The 14,807-nt window shown below is 75.0% G+C and carries 3 protein-coding genes and 1 pseudogene; 1 reads left to right on the top strand and 3 read right to left on the bottom strand.

The window, feature by feature from the left end; genetic code table 11:
• Nucleotides 1-70: 70 nt before the first annotated feature.
• Nucleotides 71-10,978 (top strand): annotated as a pseudogene (locus GSY65_RS02585) (SDR family NAD(P)-dependent oxidoreductase); the annotation flags it as partial.
• Nucleotides 10,979-11,079: 101 nt separating this feature from the next.
• Here GSY65_RS02585 and GSY65_RS02580 read toward each other — a convergent pair.
• Genes GSY65_RS02580 through GSY65_RS02570 form a run of 3 tightly spaced genes read right to left on the bottom strand, consistent with a single transcriptional unit; the run spans nucleotide 11,080 to nucleotide 14,620 of the window.
• A complete protein-coding gene (locus tag GSY65_RS02580) occupies nucleotides 11,080-12,081 on the bottom strand; it encodes a Gfo/Idh/MocA family protein (protein ID WP_159765740.1) in 1,002 nt (333 codons plus the stop codon).
• Complete coding sequence (locus tag GSY65_RS02575; RefSeq protein WP_159765739.1) at nucleotides 12,078-13,424, bottom strand: NDP-hexose 2,3-dehydratase family protein; 1,347 nt, start codon at nucleotides 13,422-13,424, stop codon at nucleotides 12,078-12,080. Before GSY65_RS02575 ends, GSY65_RS02580 begins: the two co-directional genes overlap by 4 nt.
• A 5-nt stretch (nucleotides 13,425-13,429) precedes the next feature.
• On the bottom strand, nucleotides 13,430-14,620 hold the full coding sequence (locus tag GSY65_RS02570; RefSeq protein ID WP_159765738.1) for a cytochrome P450: 1,191 nt from the start codon (nucleotides 14,618-14,620) through the stop codon (nucleotides 13,430-13,432).
• Between the last annotated feature and the right edge of the window lie 187 nt (nucleotides 14,621-14,807).

The following is a 14,807-nucleotide window of genomic DNA, read 5'->3' as shown; positions in this document are numbered from 1 at the left end:
GCGCCGCCGGACGGCACCACCGCCGTCCGCGGCCCGTTCAGGCGCCCCCCACACCGATCTGGAGTCGACCATGACCGAGGACAAGCTCCGCACGTATCTGCGGCGGGTCACGGCGGAGTTGCAGCAGACCCGCGACCGGTTGCGTGAGTCCCAGGACCGGTGGCGCGAACCCCTGGCCGTCGTCGGCATGGCCTGCCGCCTGCCCGGCGGGGCGGACTCGCCGGAGAAGCTGTGGCGCCTCGTCGCCGACGGCGTCGACGCGGTCGGCGGCCTGCCCACCGACCGCGGCTGGGACCTGGACGACCTGTACGACCCGGACCCCGACAAGCCGGGCAAGACCTACACCCGCGAAGGCGCGTTCCTCTACGAGGCGGGCGACTTCGACCCCACGCTGTTCGGTATCTCGCCCCGCGAGGCGCTGGCGATGGACCCGCAGCAGCGGCTGCTCCTGGAGACCTCCTGGGAGGCGATCGAACGCGCCCGCATCGACCCCCTGTCCCTGCGCGGCAGCCGCACCGGCGTCTTCGTCGGCGGCCTGCCCACCGGCTACGGAGGACTCCTCATGGACTCCGAGGAGGACCAGGGGTACGCCATCACCGGCGGCACCGGCAGCGTCATGTCCGGACGCGTCTCCTACTCCCTCGGTCTGCAGGGCCCGGCGGTGACCGTCGACACCGCTTGCTCCTCCTCCCTCGTCGCCCTCCACCTCGCGGCCCAGTCGCTGCGCCAGGGCGACTGCTCCATGGCCCTGGCCGCCGGAGTCGGCATCCTCGCGACCCCGGCCGGCTTCGTCATCTTCGCCCGCCAGCGCGGTCTCGCCGCCGACGGCCGCTGCAAGGCGTTCGCCGACGCCGCCGACGGCATCGGCTGGGGCGAGGGAGCCGCCGTCGTCTTGCTGGAGCGCCTCTCCGACGCGCGGCGCAACGGGCATCCGGTGCTGGCGGTGGTGCGGGGTTCGGCGGCGAACCAGGACGGTGCGTCGAACGGTCTGAGCGCGCCGAACGGTCCCGCTCAGCAGCGGGTGATCCGTGCCGCGTTGGCGAGCGCTGGTCTGTCTCCGTCGGAGGTGGACGCGGTGGAGGCGCATGGGACGGGGACGCGGCTGGGTGATCCGATCGAGGCGCAGGCGCTGCTCGCGACGTACGGTCAGGGTCGTGAACGGCCGCTGTTCCTGGGGTCGTTGAAGTCGAACATCGGTCATACGCAGGCGGTGTCGGGGGTCGCTGGTGTGATCAAGACGGTGTTGGCGTTGCGGCATGGGGTGTTGCCGAGGACGTTGCATGTGGATGAGCCGTCGAAGGAGGTGGACTGGTCGGCGGGTGCGGTGGAGTTGCTGACGGAGTCGCGGGAGTGGCCGAAGACGGGTCGGCCGCGTCGTGCGGGGGTGTCGTCGTTCGGGATCAGCGGCACGAACGTGCACGTGGTCCTGGAACAGGCCCCGGAACCCGAGACCCCCACCGAACCCGAGGCGACGCCCGGGGACCGGCCCCTCGCCGGGCCCACCCCGTGGACGCTCTCCGCCGCCACCGAGACAGCCCTGCGCGACCAGGCCCGCCGTCTCCTGGAGCACACCGCCGCGCACCCCGACCACACCGCATTCGACATCGGGCATTCCCTGGCCACCACCCGCGCGGCCCTCGCCCACCGGGCCGTCGTCCTCGCCGACTCGCACGAGGACCTGCTGACCCGCGCACGGGCCCTGGCCGACGGCACCGACGCACCCGGCGTCGTGACCGGCACGGGCACCAAGGCCAAGACCGTGTTCGTGTTTCCGGGTCAGGGGTCGCAGTGGGTGGGGATGGCGGTGGAGTTGCTGGAGGCTTCGCCGGTGTTCGCGGAGTGGATGGGGGAGTGCGAGCGGGCGTTGGCGCCGTATGTCGGCTGGTCGTTGCGTGAAGTCCTCGATGACGAGGTCGCGTTGGACCGGGTCGATGTGGTGCAGCCGGTGTTGTGGGCGGTGATGGTGTCGCTGGCGGGGGTGTGGCGGTCGTTCGGGGTGGAGCCTTCGGCGGTCGTCGGGCATTCGCAGGGTGAGATCGCCGCGGCGGTGGTGGCTGGTGGTCTGTCGTTGGAGGACGGGGCGCGTGTGGTGGCGCTGCGGTCGAGGGCGATCCTGGCGTTGTCGGGCAGGGGCGGCATGGCTTCCGTGCAGTTGCCGGTCGAGGACGTACGCACTTTCATGCCGGTGACGGACGGCCGGGTGGAGGTGGCCGCGGTCAACGGTCCTTCCTCGGTGGTCGTGGCGGGTACGCCGGAGGGTCTGGACGAGGTGATCGCCGAGGCGGAGGCGCGCGGCGCCCGCGCCCGGCGCATCGCCGTCGACTACGCCTCGCACTCCGCTCATGTCGATGACATCCGAGAGGAGTTGGCGCAGCTACTGGCGCCCGTGGCGCCGGTTTCCTCGAAGGTGGCGTTCCATTCGTGCGTCACCGGTGGCCGCTTCGACACGGCCGGACTGGACGGCGGGTACTGGTTCCGCAACCTGCGGCAGCCGGTGCGGTTCGAGGAGACGACGCGGGCCCTGCTGGAGCAGGGGCACGGGCTGTTCGTGGAGATGAGCCCGCACGCCGTGCTGACGGGGGCGGTGCAGGAGACGGCGGAGGCGGCCGGTCGCGAGGTGGCCGTCACGGGCACGTTGCGGCGGGACGACGGGGGCCTGGAGAGGCTGCTGCTGTCGCTGGCGGAGGCGTACGTGCACGGCGCGCCCGTCGACTGGCGGACGTGCTTCGCCGGGACCGGGGCCCGGACCGTCGACCTGCCCACCTACGCCTTCCAGCACCGGCGCTACTGGACCGAGACGCCGGTCGCGACCGGCGTCTTTACCGGCCGGGCCGTGGACGGCTGGCGCTACCGGGTGGCCTGGCGGCGGATCACCCCGACCGCCGCCGCCCCCCTGGCGGGCCGCTGGCTGCTGGTCGCCCCCGGCGGTGACGGGGGCGAGGTCACCGAGGCGCTGCGGACGGCGGGGGCCGAGGTGGAGGTGTCCGGTGTACCCGTCGCCGCCGGCGGCGACGGCGCGTACCGGGGAGTCGTCTCGCTGCTCGACTCGGCCGCCGACGCGCTCTCCCTGACACGGGAGTTGGACGCCGCCGGGGTGCGGGCGCCGGTGTGGTGGCTGACGCGTGGCGGGGCGGCCGTGGCGACGAGCGACGACGTGCGCGGTACCGCCGCACAGCTGTGGGGCCTCGGGCAGGTGCTGGGGCTCGAACACCCCGACTGGTGGGGCGGGCTCGTCGACCTGCCCCGAGCGTGGAGCGAGAGCACGGCGGAGGTGCTCGCCGCCCTCCTGGCGGGCTCGGCAGGCCCCGAGGACCAGCTCGCGATCCGTGGCTCCGCGGTCTACGCGCGACGGCTGGTCCGCGCCCCGCTCACCGACCGGGGCCCCGCCCGGCCGTGGAAACCGCGCGGCACGGTGCTCATCACGGGCGGCACCGGCGGGATCGCCGCCCACCTTGCCCGTCGGCTCGCCGCCGAGGGCGCCGAGCACCTGCTGCTGCTCAGCCGGCGCGGCCCGCAGGCACCGGGCACCGGGGCGCTCGCGGAGGAACTGCGGGCCCTGGGCGCCGAGGTGACGTTCGCGGCGTGCGACGTCGCCGACCGCGACGCCCTCACGGCCGTCCTGGCGGACATCCCCGAGGAGACCCCCCTCACCGCGGTCCTCCACACGGCCAGCTCCACCTCCTACGGTCCGCTGCTCGACGTCGGGGACCGGGAGTTCACCGACGGTACGGCGGCGAAGGTGGAGGGCGCCCGTCATCTCGACGCGTTGACGGCGGAGCTGGACCTGGACGCGTTCGTGCTGTTCTCGTCGGGGGCCGCGGTGTGGGGGAGCGCGGGCAACGGCACGTACGCGGCGGCCAACGCGTTCCTGGACGGGCTGGCGTACGAGCGGCGGGCGCGGGGGCTGCCGGCCACCTCCGTCGCCTGGGGCGGCTGGGCCGACGGGGGCATGCTGACGGGATTCCCGGCCCTCGCCGACCAGTTGGAACGGATGGGCGTACGCCCCATGCGGCCGGACTCCGCCCTCGACGTGCTGTGGGAGGCCGTCGAACAGTCCGAGACCACGCTCACCGTCAGCGACATGGACTGGGAACGCTTCGCCCCCGTCTACGCCCTCGCCCGACGCCGCCCGCTCATCGAGGAGATCCCCGAGGCCGCCCGCGCCCTGACCGGCGACCGGCCCGGCGACGGCCACGCCGACGGCGACGGCACGGCCGCCGGGCAGCTGCGCGGCACCCTCGCCGCGCTGAGCGAACCGGAACAGCGCGCCACACTGCTGGAGTTGGTGCGTTCCCGTGCCGCCGCCGTGCTCGGCCACACGGACGCGACGGAGGTCGCCGCCCACCGCCCGTTCAAGGACCTCGGCTTCGACTCCCTGACCGCCACCGAACTCCGCAACCGCCTCAACACCGCCACCGGACTGCGGCTGCCCGCCACCCTCGTCTTCGACCACCCCACCCCCACCGCCCTCGCCGGACGGCTGCGCGACGAACTCCTCGGCGGCACCGAGGCAGCGGGCACCACACCGGCCGCAGGGCGGACCACCGACGACGACCCGCTGGCCGTCGTCGGCATGGCCTGCCGGTACCCCGGCGGCGTCCGCGGCCCCGAGGACCTGTGGACACTCGTCACCGAAGGCCGCGACGAGATGGGCGACTTCCCCACCGACCGGGGCTGGGAGGCGCTGTCGCTGTACGACCCGGGGCGCGACACCACCCTCGCCGGACAGGGCGCCTTCCTCCACGACGCCGGTGACTTCGACGCCGAGTTCTTCGGGATCTCCCCGCGCGAGGCCCTCTCCATGGACCCGCAGCAGCGACTGCTCCTGGAGACCTCCTGGGAGGCGATCGAACGGACCGGCATCGACCCGCTGTCGCTGCGCGGCAGCCGCACCGGCGTGTTCGTCGGCGGCACACCCCAGGAGTACGGCGCCCTGCTGATGAACTCCGCCTCCCTCGCCGGCGGGTACGCCCTGACCAGCTCGTCCGGCAGCGTCATGTCGGGCCGGGTCTCCTACGTGCTCGGCCTGGAGGGCCCCGCCGTCACCGTCGACACCGCCTGCTCGTCCTCCCTCGTCGCCCTCCACCTCGCCGGCCAGGCGCTGCGCGCCGGGGAGTGCGACCTCGCCCTCGCCGGCGGCGTCACCGTCATGGCCACACCCGGCGCGTTCGCCGAGTTCGCCAACCAGGGCGGACTCGCCGCCGACGGCCGCTGCAAGGCGTTCGCGGACGCCGCCGACGGCACCGGATGGGGCGAGGGCGTCGGTATCGTCGTCCTCGAACGCCTGTCGGACGCGCGGCGCAACGGGCACCACGTCCTCGGCCTGGTCCGCGGCTCGGCCGTCAACCAGGACGGCGCCTCCAACGGCCTGACCGCCCCCAACGGCCCCTCCCAGCAGCGCGTCATCCGCGCCGCGCTGGACGGCGCGGGCCTCGATCCCCGCGACGTGGACGCCGTCGAGGCCCACGGCACCGGCACCCGCCTCGGCGACCCCATCGAGGCGCAGGCCCTGCTCGCCACGTACGGCAGGGACCGGGACACCGAACGGCCGCTCTGGCTCGGCTCCGTCAAGTCGAACATCGGGCACACCCAGTACGCGGCGGGCGTCGCCGGCGTCATCAAGACGATCATGGCGTTGCGTGCGGGCACCCTGCCGCGCACCCTCCACGTCGACGAGCCGACCCGGCAGGTCGACTGGTCCGCCGGCACCGTACGCCTCCTCACCGACAACCGGCCCTGGCCCGACACCGGCCGCCCCCGTCGCGCCGCCGTCTCGTCCTTCGGCATCAGCGGCACCAACGCCCACCTCATCCTGGAGCAGGCCCCCGAGACGGCGCCGGCCGAGACCTCCGGCGACACCCCCGCCGACCAGCCCCCCGTCCCCGCGGACGCGACCACCACCGGGCCCCCGCACGAGACACCCGCACCGGGGCAGCCGGACCCCACGGCCACCCCCGCACAGCCGACCCCGGCCGGCCCGCCCGAGCCGTCGGCCGTCACCGGGCCGGCGACCGCGGAGCCCCGCCCCGCCGCGGTGGTGCCCTGGCTGGTCTCCGGCCACACCGAGGCCGCCCTGCGCGCCCAGGCGGCGCGGCTCCTCACCCACCTCGGCGCGCGGACCGAGGGCACGCCCCTCGACGTCGCCTGCTCCCTGGCCACCACCCGCGGCGCCCTCACCCACCGGGCGGCCGTCGTCGCCGACACGCCGCCCGCCCTGCTCGCCGGACTGCGCGCCATCGCCGACGGCGACCCCACGGCCCCCGACGTCGTCCGGGGCACCGCACGGGAGACCCCGCTCGCGGTGGTCTTCCCCGGCCAGGGCTCCCAACGCCCTCAGATGGGCCGCGACCTGTACGAACGCCACCCCGTCTTCGCCGCCGCCTTCGACGAGGTCTGCGCCGCCCTCGACCCGTTGCTCGACCGGCCCCTGCGGGACGTCGTCTTCGCCGACGACCCGGACCGGCGGGCGGACCTGGACCGGACCGCCTGCACCCAGCCCGCCCTGTTCGCCGTGGAGACCGCGCTCTACCGCCTCCTGGAGAGCTGGGGCGTCCGCCCCGACGTGCTCATGGGCCACTCCGTCGGTGAACTCGTCGCCGCGCACGTCGCCGGGGTCTGGTCACTGCCCGACGCCTGCCGGGTGGTCGCCGCCCGCAGCCGCCTCATGCAGGCGCTGCCCGCGGGCGGTGCGATGCTCGCCGTCGAGGCCGACGAGACCACGGTCGTCGCCGTGCTCGCCGCCCACCGCGACCGCCGCATCGGCATCGCCGCCGTCAACGGACCCTCCTCCGTGGTCGTCTCCGGGCCCGAGAACGCCGTCCTCGACGTGGCGGCCGAGTTCGTCGGACGCGGCCACCGCACCCGGATGCTCACCGTCAGCCACGCCTTCCACTCCCCGCTCATGGAGCCCATGCTCGCGGACTTCGCCGCCGCCCTCGCCGACGTCGAGTTCCACGAGCCGGTCCTGCCCCTCATCTCCAACCTGACCGGCGCCCCCGCCGTCGCCGGCGACCTGCGCGCCCCCGGCTACTGGGTGCGCCACGTCCGCAACACCGTCCGCTTCGCCGACGGCGTGCGCACCCTTCTCGACCGGGGGGTGCGCACCTTCCTCGAAGCGGGACCCGGCGGCGCCCTGACAGCCATGACGGCCGCCACCGCCGCCGAACACACCGACGACGCCGTGACCTGCCTCGCCACCCTCCGCGACGCGGACCGAGGCGAGGCCGACGCCCTGGTCGCCGCCCTCGCCCGGCTCTCCGTCCACGGCACCCCCGTGGACTGGCGGGCGTACTACGCGGGCAGCGGCGCCCGCACCGTCCCGCTGCCCACCTACGCCTTCCAGCACCAGCGGTTCTGGCTGCGCGTGCTCGGCTCCGGCGCGAGCGGCGGCCGGGACGCCTCCTCCGTCGGCCTGACCACCACCGGGCACCCCCTGCTCGGCGCCGTCACCGAACTGCCCGGTACCGGAGGGCTGCTCCTCACCGGCCGGCTCGACCGCGCCGACCAGCCCTGGCTCGCCGAGCACACGCTCGGCGGCGTCCCGGTGCTGCCCGGCACCGCCCTCGTGGACCTCGCCCTGCACGCCGGCAGCCACCTCGGCTGCGACACCCTCGACGAACTCGTCATCCACACCCCCCTGGCGCTGCCCGAACGGGGCGGAGTCGCCCTCCACCTCGCCGTCGACGACGCGGACGACGACGGGCGGCGCCCCTTCGCCCTCCACGCCCGGTCCGAGACGGCCGCCGACCGCTGGACCCGCCACGCCTCGGGTGTGCTCGCCCCCGCCCCCGCCGGGGCGCCCCCGGCCGGGAGCACCGTGTGGCCGCCGCCCGGCGCGCGCCCCGTGCCGCTGGACGACTTCTACGCCACGACCGCCGCGGCGGGCCTCGACTACGGGCCCGTCTTCCAGGGCCTGACCGAACTCTGGCAGGCCGACGGCGCACTCCACGCCCACGTCGCCCTGCCCGACGCCGCCGAACAGGGCGCCGACGACGGGAACGCCGGCGAGGGGAGCACCGACGGCGGGAGCACCGACGGTTTCACCGTCCACCCCGCCCTCCTCGACGCCGCCCTCCAGCCACTCGCCCTCGGTGTCCTCGGCGCGGACCGGCCCGACGGCACCGCCGTCCCGGCGGGCCTGCCGTTCGTCTGGTCCGGCCTGCGCGCCCACGCTACCGGCGCGTCCGCCCTGCGCGTGCGGCTGGCGCCCACCGCCGACGGCGCCGTCACCGTACGGGCCACCACCCCCGACGGCCTGCCCGTCCTCGACATCGACGCCCTGACCCTGCGCGCGCCCTACACCGTCCCCGCGGCCCCGGCCACCACCCCCCGCGCCGAGCCGCTGTACCGGCTGGACTGGCCGAAGGCAACCCCCGCCGCCGAACCACCGTCGGCGACCGGGAGTTGGGGCCTGCTCGGCCTGGACCCCCGGGAACTGCGCCCCCGGCTGGCCGCGGCCATCGGCCGGGACGTCGTCCCGTACCTCGACCGTGACGCCCTCACCGACACGATCGACACGGGGGGCCCGGCCCCCACCGCCGTCCTGCTCTTCTGCGACCCGCCCGGCCGGGACGACGCGGCCGCCGACGCCCACGCGGCGACCCGGCACCTGCTCGACACCCTGCGGCCCTGGCTCGACGACCAGCGGCTCACCGGAACCCGGCTCGTCCTCGTCACCCACGCAGCCGTCACGGCCGCCCCCGACGACCCCGGGCCGCTCCCCGCTGCCGCCGCCGTCTGGGGCCTCGCCCGAGCCGCCCAGACCGAACACCCCGAGCGCCTCGTCCTCGTCGACCTCGACGACGACACCGCGTCCCTCGCGGCCCTGCCCCGAGCCCTGGCGACCGGCGAACCCCAACTCGCCCTCCGCCACGGCGTTCCCCACACCCCGAGGCTCACCCCGCTGCCGCCGCCGGAGCCCCCGGCGGCCCGCCGGACCCCTCCCGCGACCGCCGATGCCCCGGCCGCGGGAGGCCCCCCCGCCGCGGAGCAGGAGACGGCCCTCCCGGCGGTCTCCCCTTCCGGCGTGCTCTTCGGCCCGGGCGGCACCGTCCTCGTCACCGGCGCCACCGGTGCCCTCGGCGCCCTGGTGGCCCGCCACCTCGTGACCCGGCACGGCGTACGGCATCTGCTGCTGGCCGGACGCCGGGGGCCCGCCGCGCCCGGCGCGGACGAGCTGACGGCCGAAATCGCCGCGGCCGGCGCCCGGATCACCTGGGCGGCGTGCGACGTCGCCGACCGCGACGCACTGACCGGGCTGCTGGCCGGTGTGCCCGCCGCCCACCCCCTCACCGCCGTCGTCCACCTCGCCGGCGTCGTCGACGACGGACTGTTCGGCGACCTCACGGCGGAACGGCTCACGGCGGTGCTGCGCCCGAAGGCGGACGCCGCCTGGCATCTGCACGAACTGACCCGCGACCTCGACCTCACAGCCTTCGTGCTGTTCTCGTCCGCCGCCGGGGTGCTCGGCAGTCCGGGCCAGGCCAACTACGCCGCCGCCAACGCGTTCCTCGACGCCCTGGCACAGCACCGCCGCGCGCTCGGCCTGCCCGCGCTGTCCCTGGCCTGGGGGCCCTGGCAGGGCGTCGGCGGCATGGCCGACGCGCTCACCGCCGACGGGCGGCCCCGACCGGCGGCCGGCGGGGTACGGCCGTTCACCGCCGGCTCCGGTCTCGCCGCCCTCGACCGCGCCCTCGCCGCCCCCGACGACGCCGTGCTCGTTCCCCTCGGGCTCTCCCCGGGCACCACGTCCTTCCCTGCCGACCGCGTCCCCGCCGTCCTGCGGTCCCTCGTGCGCGCCAGCGTCCCCCGGCGGACCGTCACCCACCGCACCGACCGCGCGGACGCCTCCGCCCTGGCCGCCCTCGCCCCGGCGGACCGCCGGACCGCGCTGCTGGAACTGGTGTGCGCCCAGGCCGCCCGGGTCCTCGGGCACAGCGGCACCGACGGTCTGACCGCGGACCGGGCCTTCGGTGAACTGGGCTTCGACTCGCTCACCTCCGTCGAACTGCGCAACCGGCTCGCCACCGCCACCGGCCTGCGTCTGCAACCCACCCTGGTCTTCGACCACCCCACGCCCGGCGACCTCGCCGCCGCCCTCGACCGGCAGTTCACCGCCCCGGCGGACGCACCCGCGCGGGCCTCCGCCCCGGCCGACCCGACCACGGCCGTCGCCCAGGCCGTGGAGTCCCTCTACCGCCACGCCGTCACCGTCGGCCGCTACGACCAGGCCGGGAAGGTGCTGATGAACTCCGCGGGCCTGCGCCCCTCCTTCCCCTCCGCCGACGCGGTCGGCAAGGCACCGGCCCTGGTCAAGCTCGGTGACGGAGGCCGCCACCCCGCGCTCGTCGGGCTGCCGTCCACGTCGGTGTGGGCCAGCGACCAGGAGTTCGTCGCCCTGGCCCGGCCGCTGCGCGGACTGCGCGACACGCACTCGCTGATGATGCCGGGCTTCGTCTCCGACGAACTGGTCGCGGGCAGCGTCGAGGCGGCCGTGGACCACGCCGCCCGCACCATCGCCCGCACCCTGGACGGTGCCCCGTTCGCCCTCGCCGGCCGCTCCTCCGGAGGCTCCCTCGCCTACGCGGTGGCCACCCGCCTGGAGGAGCTCGGCACCCCCGCCCTGGGCGTGGTCATGCTGGACACCTATGTGGCCGGCACCCCGCAGACCGACTACATCGTCCACGCCATGGAGTCCCGCTCCCTCGAACGCGAGGCGGAGTTCGGCCGGATGACCGGCCTGCGGCTCACCGCGATGGCGTCGTACTTCTCCCTCTTCGAGACGTGGCGGCCGCGCCCCATCAGCACGCCGGCACTCCTCGTCCGGGCCTCCGAACCGATCGCCGTCGACGCCGACGCGCTGCGTGAGCGGCCCGAGCAGTGGCAGTCGACATGGCCCGTCCCCCTGGACGTGATCGACGTCCCCGGCGACCACCACTCCATGATCGAGGAACACGGCGAGACCACCGCGAGGACCGTGCACGACTGGCTGACCGGGCACGGCGCCTGAACGACGACGGCGGGGCCCCGGGGAGAACGCCTCCCCGGGGCCCCGCCCCGTCACGCCCGGCCTCCGAGCGCCTAACGGATCACCCGCGCGCAGGCCCGCACCCGGTCCAGCAGTCCGCTCATGCCCAGCAGGTCCTCCGGACCGTCCCGGGGCGGCACCCCGTCCAGCACGGCTGCCGCGAAACTCCGCACCACTGCCCCGCACTGGTCGTCGGCGGCCAGCGTGACCTCCCGCACGAGATCCTGCTGCTCCAGCCGCAGCACGGGCCGCAGCGCCGGCGGCGGGGTGAACGCGCGGTCGAGGACGATCCGGCCCCCGCTGCCCCACAGCGCGTACGAGCAGCGGTAGGCGTGCTCGAAGCCGAAGGACAGCTCGGCGGTGACCCCGTCCGGGGTCGTCAGCAGCACATGGCCCGCCACGTCCACACCGAGCCCCGCGTCGACCCGCAGCACCGCGCCCACCGGGTCGAGTTCGTCACCCAGCAGCAGCCGTGCCGCGCGCAGCGGATACACGCCGACGTCCAGCAGCGATCCCCCGCCGAGGTCGGCCCGGTGCCGGACGTCCCCGGCGGGCAGCGGCGGGATGCCGAACGCGGAGCTGAAGGAACGTGGTGCGCCGATCTCACCGGAGGCGACCAGACGCCGTACCTCCTCGTGCTGACCGTGGTGGAGGAACATGAAGTTCTCCATCAGCCACACCCCGTGGGCGCGGGCGGTCTCCAGCATCACGGCCGCCTCCGCGCGGCTCGTCGCCAGCGGCTTCTCCACCAGCACGTGCAGACCCGCGCGGAGCGCCCGCACGGTCCACGCGGCGTGCAGTCCGGTGGGCAGCGGGACGTAGACGGCGTCGAGGTCGCCGCGGTCGAGGAGCCGGTCGTAGCCCTCCACCGGTTCACCGCCGAACCGCTCGGTGAACCGGCGTGCCTTCGCCGCGTCCCGGCTGGCCACGGCCACCAGACGTGTCCTCGGTTCGGCGGCGAGGGCGGGCAGCACCCGGCGCCGGGCGATGTCCGCGCAGCCTAGGACCCCGACCCGCACCACACGCTCCGGTCCGGTCCCGGACGGCCCGCTCACCGCAGGGCCTCCGCGCAGGCCACCAGGGTGCGCGCCTCGATGCCGACGTAGTGACTGTGGCGGAGCAGTTCCTTGAGCTGCCCCAGGGTGACCCAGCAGTACCCGGCCGGCACCCGGGCGGGGAAGTCCTCCTCCAGTTCCGCGATCACGTACCGGTTCTCCGCGGCGAGGAACCGCCCGCCCTCCTCCGACAGGATCCGGTCGTAGCGGATCCGTTCCGGGGGGAGCGCGCCGAGAACGTCGAGGTACGCGGGCCGGTCCTCCGGTGCCCGGTCGCGCTGCTCGTCCGGTACGCAGTGCACGGTCGGCCCGATCTCCAGCCGGTCCAGACAGCCCTCCTGGGCGTGCGCCCGCACCAGGAAGTGCGGGACCCCGCCGATGGCCCGGTACAGCAGGGCCGCGAGTCCCCGGGAGCAGGGTGCCAGCATCGGCTGTGTCCAGTGCGGGACCTCGCGGTGCGGTGCGGTGACGTCGACGGCGACGATGCGGAACCGCCCGCCGTCCTCGGCCGCGATCTCGGTCGCCGTGCGGCGCCAGCCGGGGAGCCCGGCGAGCGGCCCGACGTCGGCGGTCAGCTCGCACCGCGTCTTGGCGTCGGTGAACCAGCTCGACAGCTCCGTCATCGAGTGCAGGGCGCCCTGCCGGGGCCCCAGGGCCTGCGCCGAGGCCCTCCACGCGGGGCCGGGCCCGCCCGGAGCGTCGGCCCCGGGTTCGGTGCGGGGCAGACACGACAGCACCGTACGGGCGTCCATGTTGACCAGGTTGTCCCGGTGGAGCAGGGCCCTGATCTCCTCCAGGGTGAACCAGCGGAAGTCGTCGTGGACGGGGACGTCGTCGTCGATCTCGACGATCATGTTCCGGTTCTGTTTGTGCAGGAACCAGGCGCCCTGCTCCGACTGCAGGACGTCGACCAGCACCCGTCCCCGGCGGTCGGTGAAGTACTCCAGGTAGCGCACGGACCCGCCCCGGTGGACCCGGGTGTAGTTGCTGCGGGTCGCCTGCACGGTCGGGGACAGCTGGATGCCGTCGACGTTGCCGGGTTCGGCCTTCGCCTGGAGCAGGAAGTGCCGGACGCCGTCGAACGTCCTGGCGAGGATGCCGAGGACGCCGATCTCCGGCTGGTGGATGATCGGCTGCCATCGTTCGGGGGCCGGGCCGTCGCCGCCGGGCCGCACCCGCAGGCCGCGCACGCTGAAGAACCGGCCGGTGCGATGCCGCAGGTCACCCGTGGCCCCGTCGAACCCCCAGCCGTCCAGGTCCGCGAACGGGATCGCCTCGACGCGCTGGTCGTTGACCCGGGCGCGCTCGGCGAACCAGGTGGCGAAGTCCGCCGTGGCGGGCACCGCGCTCACCATGTGACGGGCAGGCAGGCGGGGCCGCGCAGGACGCCCCCGGTGAACTCGATCGCGTCCCGGGGGATCGCGAGCGCCAGCTCGGGGAAGCGCCGCAGCAGGGACCCCGCCGCCACCTGGAGCTCCATGCGGGCGAGCTCGGCGCCGATGCAGCGGTGGGCGCCGTGGCCGAAGATGAGATGGGGATTGGCGGAGCGGTGGAAGTCCATCTCCGTCGGCTCGTCGAACACGGCCGGATCGAGGTTCGCGGCCTGTGTGTCGATCACCACGGCCTCACCCTTGCGGATGGTGCCGGTACTCAGCTCGACGTCGTCGACCGCGATCCGTACGAACCCGCCGGTGACCGAGAGCGGCGCGATCCGCAGGACCTCCTCGACCGCCGCCGGCACCAGCTCGGGCGAGGCCCGCAGCTCCGCCAGGTGCTCGGGGCTGCCCAGCACCAGGGCCGCGAAGTTGGCGATCTCGTGGGCGGTGTTCTCGAACCCGCCGACCAGCAGCGTCAGCGCGAGGTTGACGAGTTCCTCCTCGCTCAGCCGGTCGTCCTGGTCACGGGCCTGGACCAGCCTGCCCAGCAGGTCGTCGGACGGGGCCCGTCGGCGCTCCGCGACCAACTCGCCGATCAGGCCCATCATCTGCCCGACCGTGGACTCCACCTCGCCCTGGTCGGTGCCGGTGAACAAGGTGTGCGCCAGTGCGCGGAAGGTGTCGCTCTGCGCGTCGGGAACGCCCAGCATGTCGCAGATGACGGTGAGCGGCAGCGGCCGGGCCAGCGCGGTCACCAGGTCGGCGGGCGGCCCCTGTTCCTCCATCGCGTCCAGCAGCCCGGCCACGGCCTTCTCGACCCGCGGCCGCATGGTCTCGATGCCGCGCACCGTGAACGCCTGCGCGACCAGTCTGCGCAGGCGCGTGTGCTCCGGCGGATCGAGGCTGAGGATCGAGGTGTCGTGCAGCAGCGGAGCCGTCGGGCGGGGGATGTCCGCGCCCACCGTCGCGGCCCTGCTGAACCGGGGGTCCGACAGCACCGCCTTCACGTCCGCGTGCCGGGTGATCAGCCGCGCCTCCATGCCGTACGCCATGCGGATCCGCGCCAGCGGCTCCTTCTCCTGGAGCTCGCGATAGCACGGGGGATAGGCGAAGCCCGTGGGTTCGCTGATCGGGAACGTGTGGATGCCTTCGGCTACGTCCATTACCTGACTCCAAGTCATCGAGGAAGAGGGCGCGGTGTGTGCGGCGACGAGGGGGCGGGCCGGAAAGGACGCCACGCCCACGCGGCGGCCGAGGCATCGGCTGCCGCGTCGGCTGCCCCGACGTGACCCGCGTGACGGTGCTCTGGCGGACGGCCGGCGCCGTGGGACACGAAGACCTCCGGTGCGG

Origin of the sequence: Streptomyces sp. HM190, assembly GCF_009857135.1 — a bacterium.
In the GTDB taxonomy this organism is placed as follows: Bacteria; Actinomycetota; Actinomycetes; order Streptomycetales; family Streptomycetaceae; genus Streptomyces; species Streptomyces heilongjiangensis.
Note: the sequence above shows the minus strand (reverse complement) of the source record. Positions and strands in the feature narration are given on the sequence as shown.

Excerpts from the sequence above, each read along its gene's own strand:
- GSY65_RS02570 (WP_159765738.1), bottom strand. The coding sequence starts at position 14,620 with ATGGACGTAGCCGAAGGCATCCACACGTTCCCGATCAGCGAACCCACG.